At 73.8% G+C, this 19,534-nt stretch carries 17 protein-coding genes; 4 read left to right on the top strand and 13 right to left on the bottom strand.

Annotated features, from left to right (window positions below):
* Window positions 1–34: 34 nt before the first annotated feature.
* From ACIP84_RS10175 to ACIP84_RS10140, 8 genes are all read right to left on the bottom strand, one after another.
* Complete coding sequence (locus ACIP84_RS10175; RefSeq protein ID WP_401796859.1) at window positions 35–400, bottom strand: RNA-binding S4 domain-containing protein; 366 nt, start codon at window positions 398–400, stop codon at window positions 35–37.
* A 16-nt stretch (window positions 401–416) separates the two neighbouring features.
* Window positions 417–917, bottom strand: coding sequence for a hypothetical protein (locus tag ACIP84_RS10170; RefSeq protein WP_024757478.1), 501 nt, complete (start codon window positions 915–917; stop codon window positions 417–419).
* A 56-nt stretch (window positions 918–973) separates the two neighbouring features.
* Complete coding sequence (locus ACIP84_RS10165) at window positions 974–3,817, bottom strand: AAA family ATPase (protein ID WP_355958773.1); 2,844 nt, start codon at window positions 3,815–3,817, stop codon at window positions 974–976.
* A gap of 628 nt (window positions 3,818–4,445) precedes the next feature.
* The gene (locus ACIP84_RS10160) at window positions 4,446–4,865 is read right to left on the bottom strand and encodes an ACT domain-containing protein (RefSeq protein WP_355958638.1); all 420 of its coding nucleotides are present in this window, start codon (window positions 4,863–4,865) and stop codon (window positions 4,446–4,448) included.
* 36 nt (window positions 4,866–4,901) lie between these two features.
* The gene (locus tag ACIP84_RS10155; RefSeq protein ID WP_401796854.1) at window positions 4,902–6,086 is read right to left on the bottom strand and encodes a thiolase domain-containing protein; all 1,185 of its coding nucleotides are present in this window, start codon (window positions 6,084–6,086) and stop codon (window positions 4,902–4,904) included.
* Entirely contained in the window at window positions 6,076–7,146 is a 1,071-nt protein-coding gene (locus ACIP84_RS10150; RefSeq protein ID WP_401796851.1) for a thiolase domain-containing protein, read from the bottom strand. The genes ACIP84_RS10155 and ACIP84_RS10150 overlap by 11 nt, the downstream gene beginning before the upstream one ends.
* A complete protein-coding gene (locus ACIP84_RS10145; protein ID WP_401796848.1) occupies window positions 7,143–8,102 on the bottom strand; it encodes an OB-fold domain-containing protein in 960 nt (319 codons plus the stop codon). The genes ACIP84_RS10150 and ACIP84_RS10145 overlap by 4 nt, the downstream gene beginning before the upstream one ends.
* Window positions 8,103–8,322: 220 nt before the next feature.
* Window positions 8,323–9,132, bottom strand: coding sequence for a crotonase/enoyl-CoA hydratase family protein (locus tag ACIP84_RS10140; protein WP_355958646.1), 810 nt, complete (start codon window positions 9,130–9,132; stop codon window positions 8,323–8,325).
* 164 nt (window positions 9,133–9,296) lie between these two features.
* Here ACIP84_RS10140 and ACIP84_RS10135 point away from each other — a divergent pair, with 164 nt between their 5' ends.
* On the top strand, window positions 9,297–10,940 hold the full coding sequence (locus ACIP84_RS10135) for an acyl-CoA synthetase (protein WP_401796845.1): 1,644 nt from the start codon (window positions 9,297–9,299) through the stop codon (window positions 10,938–10,940).
* An 18-nt stretch (window positions 10,941–10,958) separates the two neighbouring features.
* Here the strand turns inward: ACIP84_RS10135 and ACIP84_RS10130 are convergent, their stop codons facing one another.
* Window positions 10,959–11,372 carry a VOC family protein gene (locus tag ACIP84_RS10130; protein ID WP_401796842.1) on the bottom strand — a complete coding sequence of 138 codons (414 nt, stop codon included), beginning with the start codon at window positions 11,370–11,372 and terminating at the stop codon, window positions 10,959–10,961.
* Between the two features lie 138 nt (window positions 11,373–11,510).
* On the bottom strand, window positions 11,511–12,197 hold the full coding sequence (locus ACIP84_RS10125) for an NADPH-dependent F420 reductase (RefSeq protein ID WP_401796839.1): 687 nt from the start codon (window positions 12,195–12,197) through the stop codon (window positions 11,511–11,513).
* A 76-nt stretch (window positions 12,198–12,273) separates the two neighbouring features.
* Between ACIP84_RS10125 and ACIP84_RS10120 the strand changes: the two genes are divergently transcribed.
* Window positions 12,274–12,624, top strand: a complete 351-nt coding sequence (locus ACIP84_RS10120) for a helix-turn-helix domain-containing protein (RefSeq protein ID WP_355958651.1) — start codon at window positions 12,274–12,276, stop codon at window positions 12,622–12,624.
* 46 nt (window positions 12,625–12,670) lie between these two features.
* Here ACIP84_RS10120 and ACIP84_RS10115 read toward each other — a convergent pair whose 3' ends face one another.
* Window positions 12,671–14,191 (bottom strand): alpha/beta fold hydrolase, encoded by a 1,521-nt coding sequence (locus ACIP84_RS10115; RefSeq protein WP_401796835.1) that lies wholly within the window; start codon window positions 14,189–14,191, stop codon window positions 12,671–12,673.
* A gap of 103 nt (window positions 14,192–14,294) precedes the next feature.
* Between ACIP84_RS10115 and ACIP84_RS10110 the strand changes: the two genes are divergently transcribed.
* A complete protein-coding gene (locus ACIP84_RS10110; protein WP_355958653.1) occupies window positions 14,295–15,110 on the top strand; it encodes a pentapeptide repeat-containing protein in 816 nt (271 codons plus the stop codon).
* A gap of 1 nt (window position 15,111) precedes the next feature.
* On the opposite strand, the gene ACIP84_RS10105 is transcribed toward ACIP84_RS10110, so the two are convergent.
* Together ACIP84_RS10105 and ACIP84_RS10100 are read right to left on the bottom strand one after the other, a co-directional pair.
* Window positions 15,112–17,010, bottom strand: coding sequence for a serine/threonine-protein kinase (locus ACIP84_RS10105; RefSeq protein WP_401796831.1), 1,899 nt, complete (start codon window positions 17,008–17,010; stop codon window positions 15,112–15,114).
* 105 nt (window positions 17,011–17,115) lie between these two features.
* The gene (locus tag ACIP84_RS10100; protein ID WP_355958656.1) at window positions 17,116–17,895 is read right to left on the bottom strand and encodes a GNAT family N-acetyltransferase; all 780 of its coding nucleotides are present in this window, start codon (window positions 17,893–17,895) and stop codon (window positions 17,116–17,118) included.
* A 237-nt stretch (window positions 17,896–18,132) separates the two neighbouring features.
* Between ACIP84_RS10100 and paaK the strand changes: the two genes are divergently transcribed.
* On the top strand, window positions 18,133–19,422 hold the full coding sequence (paaK, locus tag ACIP84_RS10095) for a phenylacetate--CoA ligase PaaK (RefSeq protein WP_401796827.1): 1,290 nt from the start codon (window positions 18,133–18,135) through the stop codon (window positions 19,420–19,422).
* Window positions 19,423–19,534: the final 112 nt, after the last annotated feature.

Below are 19,534 nucleotides of genomic sequence, written 5' to 3'. Positions count from 1 at the left end.
GAGCGGCCCCGCGGGCCGCTCCAGGCTCCGGCGGTCAGCTGTGCCGGCCGCGCAGCTCGTCGAGTTCGCGGCGGTCGCGCTTGGTGGGGCGCCCGGCGCCCCGGTCCCGTACAGCGGCGACGGCCACGTGCTCGCGGGGCGGCGGGGGCGGGCTGTTGTCCACGTACGCCTCGACGGCGACCGGCGGACCGACCCGTTTGGTGTGGAGTTCCCTGACCTCGACGATCCGCTCCCGGCCGCCGTGGAAGACCCGGACCTCGTCGCCGGGCTTCACCGCCTGGGCGGGCTTGGCCCGCTCGCCGTTGACCTTGACGTGTCCGGCCCGGCAGGCCGCCGCGGCCTGGGCACGGGTCTTGGTGAGGCGGACCGCCCAGATCCAGCTGTCGACGCGTGCGCTCATCGGCCCCCGCTCCCCGTCAGCCCTGCTGGAACAGCTCGGCGGGCAGCGGCTTGAGCAGCGCGTACAGGTCGTCGGTGATCGGCCGGTCCCAACTGGCGATCGTGACGAGGACGTTGTCGCTGCGGTCGAACTGGACGCAGGAGATACGGCTCTCGGAGAGCTTGAGGCGACGGACGATCAGCAGGTTGTCGCCCTGCATGACGGGGACGTCCTCGGTGTCGAGGACCTCGACCGGCTCGTCGTTCTCGAGGGCGGCGAGGAGCTGGGCCACCTCGAAGGGGATCTGGCCGTCGGCGAGCTCGCGCGCCGGGGAGCCCTCGGGCAGGTTGCCGATGATCATCGCGGGGCCGCGGCCGCCGAACAGGTCGTACCGGAGGAAGACGCCCTGGCAGGAGCCGTCGGGAGCGGGCAGCAGGCCGGCGCCGAGGTTACCGGGCCAGTCCCCCGGGTCCATGGCCAGGACATCGAAGTCCGGGCCCGCGGGAGTGGCGGCGCTGCGGCGGCGGAGGAAGGACATACGGCCATGGTACGTGCCCTGGCGCGCGATGCGACGCGCCGGGCGGCTCCCGGCGGTCAGTGCTGTCCTGCCGGGTCCCGGGGCTCCCGTCCGGTGTTTCTGAGGGCCTGCGCGAGGCCCGTGCGGTCGGTTCCGAGCTTGCGGTAGACGGCCGAGAGGAGCCGGGCCACGGTGGTGGCGTCGACGCCGAGGATCGCGGCCGCGTCCTGGTCGCGGACGGTGAGATCGGCGGCGGCACGCTCACGGGCGGTGAGCGTGTCCGTGCCCGCGGGGTGGAGCGCCCGGGGGCGGAGTCCGGCAGCCGCGAGCTCGGCGCGGGCCACCTCGACGAGCGCGTCGGCGCCGCAGTCCTGGGCGGCCTCCAGGCCCCGGTAGAGGTGCTCGGCGGCCTCCGCGGCACGCTCGGTGCGTCGCAGCGCCGCACCGAGGGCGACGAGGGAGCGGGCCAGCTCGTACGCGGCGGGCGACTGGTCGAGCCAGTCGACGGACTCCTCCAGGAGCTTCACACGATCGGCGGGCTCGGACACCTCGGCGGTCACGCGCAGTGCCTGGCCGATCGCGGAGGGCGCCCCGTACTGGCGGGCGCGGGCGACGGCCTCGTGCGCGGTGGCGAGGGCCTTCGACGGGGAGGTCGCCGCCTCGGCGAGCGCGAGGTGGAGCTGCCAGGTGCAGCAGGAGGGGTTGCGCTTGCCCCGCGGGTCGAGGCGCCTGCCGACGGCGGCCAGCTCCTCGGCGGCCTCCTGGGTGCGGCCGGTGGCGAGCAGCAGTTCGGCGTGGACGGTCTCGCAGTCGGGGATGGTGACGGCGGCGGGGAACGGCTCGCCGAAGTCGTGCTCGCGGGCGACCTGCACGGCCTCGTCCGTACGGCCGCGGGCGATGAGCACCTCGATCATGACGCCGGTGGCGTACCAGAGGGCAGGGGTGCGGGCGCCGACGCGCTCGGCGAGGCGGAGTCCGGCGCGGGCGAAGTCCTCGGCCTCCATCAGCCGGCCGCGCCGGAAGCGGATGTAGCCGATGAGGGTGTACGCGAAGGCGAGGTGCGCCCCGCGCCAGCCCTGCTTCTCGAATTCCGCGGTCCCGGCGGCGAAGAGTTCCTCGGCGCGACCGGGCCGGTCGGCGTAGAGGTGCAGCAGGGCGACGAGGACCGGCACCTCGAAGCCCCGGCTCTCGTCGGCCCAGGTGAAGCCGCCTTCGAGGGCGCGTTCGGCCTCCTTGAGAGCGAGGGAGGCGGGTTCGGCGCGCAGGGTGGCGTCCCAGGCGCGGAGTCCGATGATGTACCGCTCGGTGACGTCGCGGCCGGTGAGCCGGTCCGCGAGCGCGGCGAGGCGCCGGGACCGGGCGGGCGATTCCGGTTCGTCGGCGCGCAGGGCGTCCCACATGAACTTCTCGGCCTGCATCCGCAGTCGGCTGCGGGCGTCGGTCGCGATCCGGGCCTCCTCGCCGAGCAGCTCGGAGGCCTCGACGAGCCGGTCGCTGTGGGCGAGGACCTGGGCGAGGCGGTAGACGATGCCGTGGCGCAGCGCCGGGTCGCTGACCGGCTCCTCCAGTGCGGCCCGCAGATGGTTGACGGTGGTGGCGGGCTCGGTGAGGAGCGAGGAGCAGCCGAGTTCGTAGAGGACGGCGGCCCGGTCGTCGGGGGCGGGCGGCTCGCGCAGGGCGCGGGCGAGGAAGCGGCGGGCCGCGTCGGGGGCTCCGGCGCGGAGGTTCTCGCCGGCGGCGGCGCGCAGCTGGCCGACGACCCAGGGGTCGCCCTCGGGGTGGGTCTCCAGGAGGTGGCGGGCGGCCGCGGTGGGGCCGAGTCCGGCGTCGACGACGCACCAGGCGGCCTGACCGTGCAGGGCGACGCGGGTGGCGTCCGGGATGGACCGGTAGACGGTGGTCGCGATGAGCGGGTGGACGAACTGGAGGGGATCGTCCGCCCGTTCGACCTCGGCGAGGACGCGGGCCTCGCGGAGCCGGGCGGCGCAGTCGACGACGGCCTCGCCGCCGAGACCGGCGACGGCGCCCGCGAGCTGGGGTGAGATCTCGGTGCCGAGGACCGCGCAGGCCCAGGCGAGGCGGACGGTGGCGGGTCCGAGCCGTTCGAGCCGGGTGACGAGGCCGCTGCCCTTGAGGGCGGCGGAGAGGTCAGGGAGTTCGTGGGCTCCGTCGGCGGTGGGTTCGAGACCCTGGTCGCGGACCTTGGCGGCGAGTTCGACCGCCTCGAAGGGGTTGCCGGCGGTGACGGACCAGAAGTCGCGGCAGAAGCTGTCGTCGGCGTGGGCGCCGATGCGGTCGCGGACGAGCCGGGCCACGGCGGACGAGGTCAGCGGGGCGAGGTCGAGAGGGCGCTGGCCGGACCGGCGTCCGGTGAACTCCACGCCCTCGGCGGGGAGTTCGTCTGGGCGGTAGGCGACGACGAGGAGCATGGGTAGTTCCTCGGCGCGCGGGGCGAACGCGGCGAGCCAGCCGAGGGACTCGGGGTCGGCCCAGTGGACGTCGTCCAGGACGACGACGAGGGGCGCTCGGCGTACGGCGAGATGGGTGAGGACCCAGTCGAGCCCGTCGCGCAGACCCTGCGGGTCGGGCGGGGAGCCTTCGGCGGAGGCGCGGAGCCCGAGGGCGGGGCCGACGATGTCGTACCAGGAGCCGAGACGTTCGCGCAGTTCCGCGTCGCCGGCGTGGGCCAGCTGCGGCTGGAGGAGCTGCCGGGCGACGTGGAACGCGACCCGCTGCTCCTGGTCGCCGCCGCGGGCGGACAGCACCGTGCAGCCGCGGGCACCGGCGCGGCGCCGGATCTCGGCGAGCAGGGTGGTCTTGCCGAGGCCGGCGGGGGCGGCGTAGGCGAGTATGCCGCCACGGCGGACGACTTGGGGGCGCGCGGCGGCCGCGGCGCCGTCGTCGGCCGCGGAGGTGAACACGGAACCGGGGTCGGGACGGTGTTCCGGGGGCGACACGGGGCCGGCGCCGGGCACGGGGCGCAGGCCGCTACGGCCGCCGGGGACCCGGTCGTCCTCGGACGATGGGGGCAGCGGGCCGTTCGCCTGGGCGGAGTTCCCGTCGGGGACGGCGACGAGGTGCGGGCCCCGCGCCTCGCGGGGTGAGGGTACGGCGACCGGCCACAACGGCTCGTCCGCCAGACCTGTCAGGAGGTCGAGCGCCTCCTCGGCAGCGGCGAGCGCGGCCTCGCGCTCGAAGAGGCCGACTCCCTGACGGGCCGACCCGCCGTCCTGACGTGCCACGTTCCACCCCCACACAGGGGGCGCGCGCCCGGCGCACGGTCAGGAGCGCCGAGCGGGAAGCCCCGCGAAAGTCCCAGCGTACGCCCGAAGGAGTGAGCTGCGGCGGTCAAACAGCCAAGCAAAATCCCGTCGTGTCGTGAGTGGCATATTCGGTTCTGCCCAGAGCGGTGGGGAGCACCTTCGCCACGGTCGCCGCGGCCGCTTCCGTCATGGTCGGGCCGGTGTCGGCGGCGTGGGTGACCTGCCGCTCTCCGGCCGCGGAGGTGAAGACGAACGGCTGATACCCGACGGCGTTCGACGACAGAACCTAGGGGCGGTCCCGGGCCTCGGCGGTGCCGGGTTCCGCGAGCCGTTCGAGCACCGCCAACGCCTCCTCCGCGCGCCGGTGTTCCACGAAGAGGTGGTCGTGGTGGAAGCCGGCCACCACGTTGCAGCTGAGTCCCTCCGCTGCGAGGGCGCCCGCGACGGCGGCCGTCAGCCCGACGGCGTCGAGCGCGGAGTGCACGCGCAGCGTGATCCGGCCCGCCACGTAGTCGTACGGGAGGGCGGCGGCGTCCGCCTCCTCCTGGCGTAGGACGAGGGTGAGGCCCTCGTCCTCGGCGACGGTGACCACCGGTGCGACCCCGGCCGGGGCGGGGCCGTCCACCGTGGTGAAGACGTAGCGGCCGGGGTCGAGCTCCGGCCGCATCCCGGCGAGCAGCCGGGTCAGATCACGTTCCGCGTTCATGGCCGCCAGGGTAGGCGCCCGGCCCGGCGGCGCGGCTCACCCGGTGGGCGGGGTGTCTCCCACGAGCCACATGGAGAAGAACTGGGCGCCGCCTCCGTAGGCGTGCCCGAGGGCCCGCCGGGCGCCGTCGACCTGGTGCTCGCCCGCCTCGCCCCGTACCTGCAGCGCGGCCTCGGCGAAGCGGATCATCCCGGAGGCGCCGATGGGGTTGGTGGAGAGCACCCCGCCGGAGGGGTTCACGGGCAGGTCGCCGTCGAGTTCGGTCACCCCCGCCTCGGTGAGCTTCCAGCCCTCGCCCTCCTCCGCGAAGCCGAGGTTCTCCAGCCACATCGGCTCGTACCAGGAGAACGGCACGTACATCTCGACGGCGTCGATCTCCCGCCGGGGGTCGGTGATGCCGGCCTGCCGGTAGACGTCGGCGGCGCAGTCCCGGCCCGCCTGCGGCGAGACGAAGTCCTTGCCGGCGAACAGGGTCGGTTCGCTGCGCATCGCGCCGCCATGCACCCAGGCGGGCGGGCGGGGCGAACGGGCCGCGCCCGCCCGGTCGGTGAGGATCATCGCGCAGGCGCCGTCCGACGAGGGGCAGGTCTCGGAGTAGCGGATCGGGTCCCAGAGCATCGGGGAGGCCTGCACCTTCTCCAGGGTGAGGTCGTGCTCGTGGAGATGGGCGTACGGGTTCTTGAGCGCGTTGCGCCGGTCCTTGTACGCGACGAGGGAGCCGATCGCGTCGGGCGCGCCGGTCCGCCGCATGTACGCGCGCACGTGCGGGGCGAAGAAGCCGCCGGCTCCGGCGAGCAGCGGCTGCTGGAAGGGCACGGGCAGGGAGAGGCCCCACATGGCGTTGGACTCGGACTGCTTCTCGAACGCCAGGGTGAGGACGGTGCGGTGGACGCGGGCGGCGACCAGGTTGGCGGCGACGAGCGCGGTGGAGCCGCCGACGGATCCCGCCGTGTGCACCCGGAGCATGGGCTTGCCGACCGCGCCGAGCGCGTCGGCGAGGTACAGCTCCGGCATCATCACGCCCTCGAAGAAGTCGGGCGCCTTGCCGATGACGACGGCGTCGATGTCCGCCCAGGTCAGCTCCGCGTCCTCCAGGGCGCGGACGGCGGCCTCGCGGACGAGCCCGGCTATCGACACGTCCCTGCGGGCGGCGACGTGCTTGGTCTGGCCTATGCCGACGACGGCGACGAACTCTTTCGATGTCAGGGCCTCACCGGACATGCGGCTCTCCTTCCAGGACGGCGACCAGGTTCTGCTGGAGGCAGGGCCCGGAGGTGGCGTGGGCGAGGGCGCGGTCGGAGTCGCCCCGGTGGATGCGGGCGGCGGCCTCACCGAGCCGGATGAGGCCCGCGGCCATGACGGGGTTGGCGGCGAGCGCTCCGCCGGACGGGTTGACCCTCACGCTCTCGTCGAGGTCGAGGGCCCGGCGCAGGACGACCTCCTGGGAGGTGAAGGGCGCGTGGAGTTCGGCGGTGTCGACGGGCGCCTCGAAGGCTCCGGCGCGTTCGGTGGCGAGACGCGTGGAGGGCGAGTCGGTGAGGTCGCGGACGCCGAGGGAGTGGGCCTCGATGCGATGGTCCATGCCCCGGATCCAGGCGGGGCGGGCGCAGAGTTCGCGGGCCCGGTCGCCGACGGCGAGGATCACGGCGGCGGCGCCGTCGCCGATGGGCGGGCAGTCGCCGGTGCGCAGCGGCTGGACGACGTACTCGCCCTGGGGGCGGGCGCCGGGCAGCTGGGCGTGGGGGTTCGCGGCGGCGTCCTCGCGGCTGCGGCCGGCGATCGCGGCGAGTGCGGGTTCGTCGGTGGCGCCCGCGTCGACGAGCGCCTGCGCCTGCAGGGCGGCGAGGGCGACCGAGTCCGGCCAGAGCGGCGCCAGGTAGTACGGGTCGAGCTGGCGGGTGAGGACGTCGCGGACGGATCCGGGCGAGGACTTCCCGTAGGAGTAGACGAGGGCGGTGTCGGCCTCGCCGGTGAGGAGCTTCACCCAGGCCTCGTAGAGCGCCCAGGCGCCGTCCGTCTCGACGTGGGACTCGGAGATCGGCGGCCAGGCGCCGACGCCGTCGAGGGCCATCGTGAAGGAGAAGGCGCGGCCGGCCAGGTAGTCGGAGGAGCCGGAGCACGTGAAGCCGATGTCGGAGGTCCTGAGGCCGGTCTGCCGCAGGACGTCGTGCAGGACGGGCATGACCATCTCCACCTCGGAGAGGTCGTCGGTGCGGCGGCGGTGGTCGCTCTGGGCGAAGGCGACGATCGCCACCTCTCGGTCCGGCCGGTGCGGCGTCACAGCAGCTCCTTGTAGGTGTCGTAGTCGGCGTCGGGCTCGCCGGTGGGCCGGTAGTGGTCGGGGTAGCGGCCATCCCCGCTCCACACGGGTTCGACGCGCAGACCCATGCGGACCTGGTCGTACGGGATGCCGCCGATGCGGCCGTGGAGGGCGAGGCCGGCGCCGTCGAGGGCGATGTGGGCGTAGACGTACGGCACCTCGATGTCGAGATTCTTCGCCTTGATGTTGACGATGCAGTACGTGGTGACGGTGCCGCGCGGTCCGACCTCGACCCGGTCGGTGGTGGCGACTCCGCAGGTGGGGCAGGCGCCGCGGGGCGGCACGTACACCTTGGCGCAGGAGGGGCAGCGCTCGCCGACCGTCCGGCGCTCGGAGAGGTCCTGCAGGTAGCGGGTCTGGGCGCGGCCGGGGCTGTAGGTGTAGTCGAGGCGGGCGGCGGCGACGATGCCGGTGACGGGGTCGGTGAACCGGCCGTCGTGGGAACGCGGTTCGGCGACCGGATCGCTGTCGTACGGCTCGAAGCACGCGATGTCGGTGATGGCACCGGACCGCTCGGCGGCCCAGCGGATCCGGACCCGCATGCCGGTGCGGACGGCCTCGGGGCCGGGGGCGTCGAGGGCGTGCAGGAGGGCGGTGTCGGCGCCGTCGAGGCGGACGAGGACCCAGGCGAAGGGGGTCGCGAGGGGCTGTGCGGGGCGGGGCTCGGGGTTCCAGGCCCAGGTGGTGACGGTGCCGGTGGTACCCACCTCGACGAGATCGCGGAGCTCGGCTGCGGTGGCGGGGTCGTACTCGACGGGCGGGACGAGCACCTCGCCGGTCTCGGTGCGGACGCCGAGGACGGTCTGCTCGCGCAGGCCGGTGAGGAAGGCGGACTGGACGGGGCCGAGGGAGCGGGTGAAGGGGAATTCGACGACGAGGGGGGCCTGCAGGATGTCGGGGGGCGGGGTGGCTTTCATGGGCGTGGCTCCTTCGTGGTTGGGTTACGGGGCCGCTGCGCGGGGCTGTCCGCCCCGCGTTAGGGGGCCGCTGCGCGGGGCTGTCCGCCCCGCCCCTTCCCGAACCGGGGCCCCGCCCCTGACGCCGTGCCTCGATCGTCGGCGAGGCTGGGATGTCCGCCCGACGTTCGACGGCGCGGGCGAAGGCCGCGGGGTCCCGGGGAGGGGCTGGAGGCTCGGCTCACTCCCGGCGGTACTCCGGCGTCCGCTTCTCCGCGAACGCCCTCGCCCCCTCCTTCGCGTCCGACGTGTCGAAGATCGGCCACCCCCGCTTGAGTTCGGCGGCAAGCCCCTCCGTCTCCGTCATCTCGGCGGTCTCGTACACGGACGCCTTCACCGCCTCGACGGCGAGCGGCCCGCACGCGTTGATCCGCTCGGCGATGTCGAGGGCCGCGTCGAGGGCGGTGCCGTCGGGGACGACGCGGCCGACGAGGCCGATCCGGGCGGCCTCCTCCGCCGAGTACGGGCGGCCGGTGAGGAGCATCTCGAGGGCGTGGGTCCGGGCGATCTGCCGGGGCAGGCGGACCGTGGAGCCGCCGATCGGGAAGAGCCCGCGCCGGACCTCGAAGAGTCCGAAGGTCGCCGAGGCGGCCGCGACCCGGATGTCGGTGCCCTGGAGGATCTCGGTGCCGCCGGCGACGCAGTAGCCCTCCACCGCCGCGATGACGGGTTTGCGGGGGCGGTGGTGGCGAAGCATCGCCTTCCAGTGCAGGTCGGGGTCGGCCTTGAGCCGGTCCCGGTACCGCTCGCCCTCCATCCCCTTGCCGGCCAGGGCCTTGAGGTCCATGCCCGCGCAGAAGGAGCCGCCCGCGCCGGTGAGGACGACGGAGCGGATGCCGTCGTCGGCGTCGGCCTCCAGCCAGCCGTCGTGGAGGCCGACGAGCATCGGCAGCGAGAGGGCGTTCTTGGCCTCGGGCCGGTTCAAGGTGAGGACGAGCGTGGCGCCTTCGCGCCGTACGCCGAGGTGTTCGGTGCCACCAGTGCCACCCATGGGGGTCTCCCGTCTCCAGTTCTGGAACAGGTTGCAGTAGCCGGGGGTCCAGTTCAATAGTTTTCTGACACTCAGTCAGATTCTTCTGCGCACCCCCTTCCCCCTGTCGCCGGTCGGCGCTCTAATGACCGCCGAGTCAGTGCGAACCGGGGTCAGGAGGAACGGTGGAGTACAACCTTGCCGACCTGTTCGAATCGGTCGTCGACGCGGTCCCCGACCGCGAGGCGCTGGTGTACGTCGATCACCCGGGGACGGGCGAGGAGCGCCGGCTCACCTACGCCGAGCTCGACGAGGCCGCGAACCGGATCGCGCACCACCTCATCGACGCGGGCATCCGGCCCGGCGAGCACCTCGGCCTCCACCTGTACAACGGCATCGAGTACCTGCAGACCGTCCTCGCCTGCCTCAAGGCACGGATCGTGCCGGTCAACGTGAACTACCGGTACGTGGAGGAGGAGCTCGTCTACCTCTACCGGGACGCCGACCTGGCCGCACTCGTCTTCGACGCCGAGTTCACCGACCGGGTCGCGGCGGCGCTGCCGCAGACGGAGAAGCTGCGGCACCTCGTGCGGGTGGGGACCCCGGGCGAGGGAGCGGTCGCCCTGGACTGCGTCCCGTACACCGAGGCGGAGGCCGCCGGTTCACCCGCGCGGGGCTTCGGGCCGCGCTCGGCCGACGACCTCTTCATCATCTACACCGGTGGCACGACCGGGATGCCCAAGGGCGTCCTGTGGCGCCAGGAGGACCTGTTCTTCGCGGGGCTGTTCGGCGGGGACCCCTCGGGCGAGGCGGTGAAGCGCCCCGAGGAGCTGGCCGAGCGGGTCGCCGCCGGCGGCGCCGGCATCACCTTCTTCCCCGCGCCGCCGCTGATGCACGGCACCTCCACCCTGACCGCGTTCATCGCCTTCAACTACGGCCAGCGGGTCGTCCTGCACCGCAAGTACGTCCCGGAGGAGGTCCTGCGCACCCTGGAGAAGGAGAAGGTCTCCAGCATCTCCCTGGTCGGGGACGCGATGCTGCGGCCCCTCGTGGACGCACTGCGCGGGCCGCTGAAGGGCACGGACCTCTCCGCCCTGTTCAGCCTGTCCTCGTCCGGGGCGATCATGTCCGAGACCGTACGGGCCCAGCTCCAGGAGCTGATGCCGAACGTCCTGCTCCTCAACAACTTCGGCTCGACCGAGTCCGGTTCCAACGGCCGCGCCACCGACGACTCCGGCCCCGCCAGGGGCTTCCGGCTGCACGTCAACGAACGCACCCAGGTCGTCGACCCTGCGTCCCGTACCCCCGTCGCACCCGGCGAGATCGGCCGGCTGGCCCAGCGCGGCCACGTGCCGCTCGGCTACTACAACGACCCGGAGAAGACCGCCGAGACGTTCTTCGAGCGGGACGGGGTCCGGTGGGTGCTCCTCGGCGACATGGCGACCGTGGACGAGACCGGGGTGGTCACCGTCCTCGGGCGCGGCTCCCAGTGCATCAACACGGGCGGCGAGAAGGTCTATCCGGAGGAGGTGGAGCAGGCCCTGAAGTCCCACCCCGACGTGTACGACGCGCTGGTCGCCGGAGTGCCGGACGCCCGCTGGGGCAACCACGTGGCCGCGGTCGTCCAACTCCGCGCGGACGCGCAGCCGCTGGACCTGGAGACCCTCCAGACCCACTGCCGTCCCCGCCTGGCGGGGTACAAGGTCCCGCGCCAGCTGGTCCTCACCGACCGCATCCAGCGCTCCCCCAGCGGCAAGGCGGACTACCGCTGGGCCCGCACGGTGGCGGTGGAGGCGGACACGGGCGCGGGCCCGGACACGAACTCCTAGGCGGAGGCGCGAACCCGGTCAGCCCCGCTCGGTGATGTTGACCATCCACGTGACGCCGAACCTGTCCGTGCACATGCCGAACACATCGCCCCACATCTGCTTCTCCAGGGGTACGGCCACCGTGCTGCCCTCGGACAGTCCGTCCCAGTAGCCGCGCAGCTCGTCCGCGTCGTCGCCGCTCAGGCTCACCGCGAAGCCGCCACCGGGGGTCTGCTCCGTGCCCGGCGGAGTGTCGGCGGCCATGAGCGTGAAGCCGCTGGGCGTCTCCAGCATGCCGTGCATGATCTTGTCGGCGTATCCGGGCGGCGCCTCGGCGCCGAACCCGCCGTACGTGTTGAGGTCGAGAGTGCCGCCCAGGACCTCCTTGTAGAACTCCAGTGCCTGCTTCGCGTCACCGGAGAAGCTGAGGTAGGGGTTGAGTCGCGTGGTCACACCTGGCTCCTGTCATGTCGCGCCATGGCGATGTCGGGCACCGCCCGAGGGCGCCGCCCCACCGATCCTGCACCGGTGTCCGCCTGATCGGCCGAGGCGCGCCGCATCTGGGCCGATCGGCCCATGGCCCCGGAAGCCCTAGGGGGTGTCGGACAGGGGCTTGGCATCCGGCGGCGCTGCTCCCGGCCCCGCCGCGAACGCCAGCGGCGGCGCCATCGCCCGGACGTCCGCGTTCTCCCCGACCCACAGACCGATGAAGAGCGCGGCGGTCGCCTCAAGGAGCCCGGCCCTGTCGAGGCCTCCCCCGGTCAACGGCGCGCAGCCCGCGTCCCGCACCAGCTGCCGGACGAGCGTGAGCGCGGTGTCGTCGTCGCCGCACACCGGGACGGCGAGACGCTGCCCGTCGAAGACGGGAGGGTCCATCCGCCACACGTCCTCGTGGCACAGGTTGAAGGCCTTGACGACCCGGGCGGCGGGCGCGGCGTCCGCGAGGCGGCGCGCCGCCGACCGGCCGTCGGCCGTGAGCAGCCGGAAGCCGGGTCCCACGGGGTTGGAGCAGTCGAGCAGCACCTTCCCCGCCAGGGTCGCCCGCAGCTCGCCGACGACCGTCTCCCCCGCCCCGTACGGCAGTGCGGCGAGGGCCACGTCGCCGAATCCCGCCGCCGCGCGCAGGCTGCCGTACCCGGTTGCGCCGCCCAGGCGGTTCGCGAGGAGTCGTGCCCTCTCCTCGTCGCGGCCCCCGACGAGGACGCGGTGTCCCGCCCGTACCCAGTGGGTGGCCAGGGCGTCCGCCATGCGGCCCGTGCCCAGTACACCGATCCTCATCGTCCGTCCCCTCTCCGCGCCGGATCCCGGCGCCTCGGGAACGACAGTAGGACGGCGTTCGGGCACCATCTGGTACGTGACCTCCGACGCCTTTCTCGCCGACTGCCGGGCCCGCCTCGCCTTCGACTTGCTCTCGAACACCTGGAACGCCGTGGTGCTCTGGTCCCTGCGCCGGGGCCCGAGCCGTCACGGCGAACTCCGTGAGCACATCGGCGGCATCAGTTCGAAGGTCCTCACCGAGACGCTGCGGCGGCTGGAGTTCAACGGCCTGGTGGAGCGACGTGTCGAGGACGGCGCTCCGGCCAGGATCAGCTACGAACTCACCGCCCTGGGACGGACCTTGCTCGGTCCGATCGACGCGTTCGGCGCGTGGGCCTTCGAACACGGCGACGAGGTGATGGCCGCCCAGGAGCGGCACGGCGGGTGACGGGGGGCGGCGTGGACGCGGCGCGGGGGCGGGAAGCGCGCCCCTTCTAGACGCCGAACTCCCGCAGTGCGCCGATGAATTCGTCCGGCGCGTCCGTGTGGACGAGGTGCCCCGCCCCGATCGTGACGAACCGCGCGCCGGGGATGCGGCCGGCCAGCCAGGACAGCTGGTCCTGGCGGACGTGGCTGGTCGGGCCGCCCGCGACGACGAGCGTCGGGGCCGTGATCGCGGGGAGCTCCTCGCGCCAGGCCGGGTCGGGCCCGTTCAGCTGGCCGTCGGTGGACGGGACGATCTCCCAGTCGAAGCCGAGCGGACCCCCGGGGCGTTCGAGCGGGGGACGCGGCGGGTCGAGCGGGAAGAACACGGGGACGTCCTCCAGGACGAGCCGCCCGATCAGGTCGGGTTCCCGGGCGGCGAGGAGGTACGCGGCCCCGCCGCCCATCGAGTGGGCGACGACCGTGGCGCCGGTCAGTCCGAGAGCCTTGAGGAAACCGCCGAGTTCGTCACGGAAGACGTCGAATCCGTAGGTGCCCGGCCGGTCGCTGAGTCCGTGTCCGCGCAGGTCGACGGCGTACACCCGGTGGTCGGCGGCGAGCTCGGCCGCGATCCGCGCCCAGGTGGTGCTGTTCTCGCCCCGCCCGTGGACCAGGACGACGGCCGGGGCGTCCTCGGCGCCCCGGACCCGGTAGGCGAGGCGGACGCCGTCCACCGTGACCGCGCGGACCTCCGGGTCGAGGAAGGCGGCGACGGGTCGCACGAACGCCTCCGCGTCGTCCACCCACGGGAAGTGTCCGGCGCCCGGCAGGACGATCAGCTCGGCGTTCGGGAAGAGGGCGGCGGCCTCGGCCGCCTTGGCCGGGGTGGGGCCGGCGTCGTACTCCCCCGCAAGGACGAGGACCGGTGCCGTGAGCGCGGTGAGCGCCCGGCGGGTCGCCTCCGGGGTGTACGCGCCCTCGCCGTGGTACGCGGGGGCCGCCTCCCGGTTCGACTGCTCCGCCTCACGGGCCGCGTGGTCCTGGGCGGCCGCGTCCCAGCGGCCGTACGCGAAGGGCGCGACGATCTCACGGACGCGGGACTCCGGGGTGTCCGGGCCGATCGTGTCCAGTGCGGCCCTGGCCCGCGGGTACCAGGGACGGTCGGCGAAGATCTCGACGGCCTTGTCCCACTCCTCGTCGGTGGTGCCGACGCCGAGCGCGCGGCCCGCGCTGGTGACGAGGACGAGGGAGCGGATCCGCTCGGGGTGGGCGGCGGCGTACAGGGTGGCCAGGTTCCCGCCCGCCGAGTGGCCGAGCAGGTCGATCCGCTCCAGGCCGAGGTGGACGCGGAGGGCCTCGACGTCGCCGACCTGCCGGTCGCAGCGGTACGTGCCGGGGTCGGCGGGCTCGGCGCTCGCCCCGGTCCCCCGGGCGTCGAGCAGGACCAGGGCGCGGTGCGAGGCGAGTCCGCCCAGGTCACCGAGGTAGACGGCGGCGCGCATCGGCCCGCCCGCGAGGCACACCAGGGGCTCGCCCTCCCCCACGATCCGGTAGGCGAGTTCGGTTCCGTCGTACGAGGTGAACTGTGGCATGGCACCGATCCTCACGGAGCGCGAACGATCTTCGCAACGGGTTTGACGCGGAGCGCGATACGGTGGGTGGACCGTCTCCGACCAGCGAAGGAACCGTCCCACCGTGCCCGAGACCGGGGAATCCGCACTGCGCGGCGACTGCGCCAACTGCTTCGGCCTGTGCTGTGTGGCGCTGCCCTTCGCGAAGTCGGCCGACTTCGCCGTGAACAAGGCGCCGGGCGAGCCCTGCCGGAACCTCCGGGAGGACTTCCGCTGCGGCATCCACACCCGGCTGCGGACGAGCGGCTTCCAGGGCTGCACGGTGTACGACTGCTTCGGCGCCGGCCAGCAGGTCTCCCAGGTGACCTTCGGCGGTGTGTCCTGGCGCGAGGCGCCGGAGACCGCGAGCCGGATGTACGACGTCTTCTACGTGATGCGCCAGCTCCATGAGCTGCTGCGCTATCTCACGGAGGCGCTGGCCCGCCCGGCGGCCCGTCCCGTCCACGCCGAGCTGCGGACGGCACTCGCCCGGGTCGAGGAGCTCACCGGGGGTTCGGCGGACGACCTGGAGAAGCTGAGGGTGCCGGAGGTGCGCGCCGAGGTGAACGAGCTGCTCCTGCGGACGAGTGAACTCGTCCGCGCCACGGCCGGCGGGAAGCCGAGGAGCCGGCGCGGGGCGGACCTGATCGGCAAGCGGCTGCGCGGGGCGAAGCTGCGGGGCACCGACCTGCGCGGGGCGCTGCTGATCGCGGCCGATCTGACGGGCGCCGACCTCTCGCTCGCGGATCTGATCGGCGCGGACCTGCGGGACGCCGATCTGTCGGGTGCGGACCTGACCGGCGCCCTCTTCCTGACGCAGCCCCAGCTGAACGCGGCGCGCGGGGACGCCGGGACCCGCCTTCCGGAGGGGTTCGAGCGCCCCGCGCACTGGGCGTCCTGAGCTACGACGCGGGGGCCGCGTTGCGCCAGACCGTGACGTCGAGCGTCATGTAGGTGCTGGGCGAGTCCTCCGGGGAGATGCCCCTGACGGTGACGAGGCCCATGTGGCCGGTCCCTGTCGTGACGCACAACTGGCGGCCCTGGGACAGCTTGTTCACGTACACCTCCTTGGTGAACCGCGTCTCCGCGCGGCACACGTCGAGGGAGCCCGCCTGCCCCGGGTCGAGGAGCACCATGTTGCCGCCGCTGCTCTCGGCGTCGAGGTAACCGCCGGTGTCGTAGGAGAGTTCGTACCCGCCGTCCTCGCCGTCCTGGGGCCGTACGACCTCGTCCCCGAGGGTCAGGTGGTAGCCGGCGGTGAGATTGATGCTCCTGAAGTCGGCGGGCTTCGCGGCGGACGCCGTCGGGGGCTTCTCGCTCGGCGTGCCGCTGGTTCCGCTGCTGCCGCCGGTGCCGGTGGCGCCCGCGGTCGCCGGGCTCCCCGTGCCACCGCTCGGCTTGTCGTTCTCCGAGGCGTTCGTCCGCTCCTTGTCCTTCAGGAGCGTGTAGGCGGTGACACCGCCCACGGCGCCGAAGGCCACCACGGCGGCGACGGCGACGAGCAGCCCCTTCCTGGCCGAGCCGCTCCGTGGGCCGGGCGGGGTGGACGTCGGCCCGCCGGGGGCTCCGGGGTGCGGGTACGACGGTGGGTACGGCCCCTGCGGCGGCTGGTACGTGTGACCGGGTGCCGGGTGCGTCGGCGCGGCGTGCGTGGGCACCGCGTGCTGCGGGGGCGTGTTGTACGGTCCGGGCGGCGGGGTCGCCAGGTGGCCCGCGGACGGGCCGTACGCGCCGGGCGGGGCGGCCGGCGGGGCCGGGGTCGACGGCGCGGTCGGCGAGTAGACCGCGGCGGACGCGGGCGGCCCGGCCGGAGCGGTGGGCGGGTATCCGCCCGTGGGCGCGGTCGTCGGGGGCGGCGGTGTCTGGACGGGCGCCGGAGCGGCCGCACGCGCCGTGATGTCGGCGGAGACCGGGGCAGGCAGCCAGTCCTCGGGCCTGCGGAGCACGGTCGCCGCGTTCGCCGCCTGGCAGAGCTGGATGATCTCGGCGAGCGACGGCCGCGCCTGCGGGTCCTTCGCCAGGCACCGGGTGACCAGCTCGCTCAGCCGCTCCGGCACCGCGCCGAGGTCGGGCTCCTCGTGCACGATCCGGTAGAGGACGCCGTGCGAGGTCCCCTCGCCGAACGCCGGGACCCCCGTCGACGCGTACGCCGCGACCTGACCGAGCGCGAAGACGTCGGTGGCCGCGGTCACCCCGCGGCCGGCGGCCTGCTCGGGCGCCATGAACGACGGGGTGCCGATGGTGACGCCGCTGCCGGTGAGGGAGGTCGCGTCGGCCGCGTGGGCGATGCCGAAGTCGATGACGCGGGGCCCGTCGGCCGCGAGCAGCACGTTGGACGGCTTGAGGTCGCGGTGCACGATCCCGGCGCCGTGGATGACGTGCAGGGCCTCGGCCATGCCCGCGACGAGCAGCAGCACCGTCTCCACGGGCAGTGCGCCGTGGGAGACGACCGCGTCGGCGAGCGAGGGGCCGGGGACGTAGGCGGTCGCCAGCCACGGCTGCGCGCCCTCGGGGTCGGCGTCGATCACGGGCGCGGTGAAGAGCCCCTGGACGCGCTGCGCGGAGCGCACCTCCTGGGCGAAGCGGCGGCGGAACTCCGCGTCCTCGCCGAACTCGGGGCGGATCAGCTTGATGGCGACGGGCCGGCCGCCGGGGGTGTACGACAGGTACACCTTGCCCATGCCGCCGGCGCCCAGCCGTGCGGCGAGCCGGTATCCCGCGACCGTGGTGGGATCGTCGGCCGCGAGCGGCTGGAAGACCTCGCCCGTGCCGCCCCCGCGACCCGACTGCTGACCACTCATGAACTCGTGTCTCCCCACGCAGACCTCGGTTGCCGGACGGCACCCTACCGTTCTCCGGACGCGCGGCCCGCCCCGTCTCCGGGGAGCGCCGGGGAAGGGCTCGGTCTAATCGCCGTATGTGTGAGGGGTCGTGGTGGAAAGCGTGAGGAATCCCAGGCGTCGGAGGATGGGGCGGCTCGTGTCGGCCGCGTCGACCTGGACGTAGCGGTGTCCGCGCTCGGCGGCGATGCGCGCGCGGTGGGCGACGAGTGCGCGGTAGAGGCCGCGGCCGCGCCAGGCCTCGACGGTGCCGCCGCCCCAGAGGCCGGCGAAGTCGGTGCCGGGGCAGAGTTCGAGGCGTGCGGCGCTGACGGGTTCGCCGTCGGCGAGGGCGAGGACGGCGGTCACGGTGTCGGGGTCGGCCGCGAGCCGGTCCAGGAGCTGGCGTTCGAGGTGGCTGCTGTCGGTGCCGAAGGCGCGTTCGTGGACCTCGGCCACCTGGCGTACCCCCGACTCGTCGGTGACGGCCCGGAGTTCGACGCCGGCGGGCAGCGGTACGCCGTGGGGCAGCGCGGCGGCCTCGGCGGCCATCAGGGTCTCCGGGGCCTCTGCGGTGAAGCCCGCGGCCACGAGCCTCTCGCCGAGGTCGACCGGGGTGTCGTGGGCGTACAGCTTCCACTCGAAGGGCAGCAGCCCTTCGGCGCGGTAGTGCTCGATCTGGCCGGCGATGGCGCGGTCGGCGTTCCCGGCGTCGAGCCCGGACCAGAGCACGCCGTTCCAGGCGTGCGCGGGTCCGGTCTGGCGGACGACGTCGCCGACCCGCTCGACGCGGCAGCCGGGCCCGTCGGGACGGGCGTCGCGGCGGAGCTGGCGGTCGTACAGGTCACGGAGGTGCTGGGGTTCCATGCGGGCCACTCCAGCACCGGGCCCCGCACCCGGCAACGGGATTTCCGGGGAGGCCTCCCCGCAGGGACCGCCGACACGGCCCGAAGCACCCGATACACCCCGGGATGGGATGGAGGCACGACCCGGGAACCTTGCTCCGACCTCTTGCCAACCCCCCGGTGCCTCCGGTTTTACTGACCGGGAACGGATCTACCGAATGATCGGTCGTCCGTTTTACGACCGTGGAGGAGTGGCGCGATGACGGAACTGCTGGACAGTGGCGAACGGCTCGGACGCGAGGAGCTCGCGGCCCTCCAGCTGGAGCGGCTGCGGGCGAGCCTGCGCCACGCCTACGAGAACGTGGACTTCTACCGGCGCTCCTTCGACGCGGCCGGGGTGACTCCGGACGACTGCCGTACGCTCGCGGACCTGGCCCGCTTCCCCTTCACCGCCAAGACGGACCTGCGCGACCACTACCCCTTCGGCATGTTCGCCGTCGACCAGTCCCGGATCCGGCGCATCCACGCCTCAAGCGGCACCACGGGCCGGCCGACCGTCGTCGGCTACACCGACGGCGACCTCGACATGTGGGCGGACGTCGTCGCCCGCTCCCTGCGGGCCGCCGGGGCCCGCCCCGGGCACAAGGTGCATGTGGCGTACGGATACGGCCTGTTCACGGGAGGACTCGGCGCGCACTACGGCGCGGAGCGGCTCGGCTGCACGGTGATCCCCGCGTCGGGCGGCATGACGGCCCGGCAGGTGCAGCTCATCCAGGACTTCCGTCCCGAGATCATCATGGTGACCCCCTCGTACATGCTGACGCTGCTCGACGAGTTCGAGCGGCAGGGCGTGGACCCGCGCTCCACCAGCCTCAAGGTGGGCGTCTTCGGCGCCGAGCCGTGGACGGAGGCGATGCGGAAGGAGATCGAGGAGGCCTTCGCGATCGACGCGGTCGACATCTACGGCCTGTCGGAGGTGATCGGCCCCGGCGTGGCCCAGGAGTGCGTGGAGACGAAGGACGGCCTGCACATCTGGGAGGACCACTTCTACCCGGAGATTGTGGACCCGTTCACGGGCGAGGTGCTGCCGGACGGCGAGGAGGGGGAGCTCGTCTTCACCTCGCTCACCAAGGAGGCCATGCCGATCGTCCGCTACCGCACGCGCGACCTGACCCGTCTGCTGCCGGGCACCGCGCGGGTGTTCCGGCGGATGGAGAAGGTCACGGGGCGCAGCGACGACATGATCATCCTGCGCGGGGTCAACCTCTTCCCCACCCAGATCGAGGAGATCGTCCTCCGCACCCCGGCCGTGGCACCGCACTTCCAGCTCAGGCTCACCCGCGAGGGCCGTCTCGACGCCCTGACCGTACGGGCCGAGGCCCGCGCGGGCGCGACGGGCGAGCAGCGCGCGGAGGCGGCCCGGACGATCGCGGCGGCGGTCAAGGACGGGATCGGAGTCTCGGTGGACGTGGAGGTGGTCGACCCGGAGACGCTGGAGCGCTCGGTGGGCAAGATCAGGCGGATCGTGGACCTGCGGGCGGCGCCCTAACCGACCGACCGTCACCGCCGCGGTGGACCTGCCGGATCGTGTGCGAACGGCCCCTTACACGTACCCGATCGCGTACGGTCTGCGGCAGGGGCGGGACCACCCTGGTCCCGGG

This window comes from Streptomyces sp. NPDC088707 (assembly GCF_044752725.1).
GTDB lineage: Bacteria > Actinomycetota > Actinomycetes > Streptomycetales > Streptomycetaceae > Streptomyces.
The sequence above is the reverse complement of the archived record's forward strand: the minus strand, read 5'-3'. Positions and strand labels throughout refer to the sequence as shown.

What these genes read in the sequence shown, in the direction of transcription:
- ACIP84_RS10175 (WP_401796859.1), bottom strand. Translation starts at nt 400, where the DNA reads ATGAGCGCACGCGTCGACAGCTGGATCTGGGCGGTCCGCCTCACCAAG.
- ACIP84_RS10170 (WP_024757478.1), bottom strand. Translation starts at nt 917, where the DNA reads ATGTCCTTCCTCCGCCGCCGCAGCGCCGCCACTCCCGCGGGCCCGGAC.
- ACIP84_RS10160 (WP_355958638.1), bottom strand. Translation starts at nt 4,865, where the DNA reads ATGAACGCGGAACGTGATCTGACCCGGCTGCTCGCCGGGATGCGGCCG.
- ACIP84_RS10155 (WP_401796854.1), bottom strand. Translation starts at nt 6,086, where the DNA reads ATGTCCGGTGAGGCCCTGACATCGAAAGAGTTCGTCGCCGTCGTCGGC.
- ACIP84_RS10145 (WP_401796848.1), bottom strand. Translation starts at nt 8,102, where the DNA reads ATGAAAGCCACCCCGCCCCCCGACATCCTGCAGGCCCCCCTCGTCGTC.
- ACIP84_RS10140 (WP_355958646.1), bottom strand. Translation starts at nt 9,132, where the DNA reads ATGGGTGGCACTGGTGGCACCGAACACCTCGGCGTACGGCGCGAAGGC.
- ACIP84_RS10125 (WP_401796839.1), bottom strand. Translation starts at nt 12,197, where the DNA reads ATGAGGATCGGTGTACTGGGCACGGGCCGCATGGCGGACGCCCTGGCC.
- ACIP84_RS10115 (WP_401796835.1), bottom strand. Translation starts at nt 14,191, where the DNA reads ATGCCACAGTTCACCTCGTACGACGGAACCGAACTCGCCTACCGGATC.
- ACIP84_RS10105 (WP_401796831.1), bottom strand. Translation starts at nt 17,010, where the DNA reads ATGAGTGGTCAGCAGTCGGGTCGCGGGGGCGGCACGGGCGAGGTCTTC.
- ACIP84_RS10100 (WP_355958656.1), bottom strand. Translation starts at nt 17,895, where the DNA reads ATGGAACCCCAGCACCTCCGTGACCTGTACGACCGCCAGCTCCGCCGC.
- paaK (WP_401796827.1), top strand. Translation starts at nt 18,133, where the DNA reads ATGACGGAACTGCTGGACAGTGGCGAACGGCTCGGACGCGAGGAGCTC.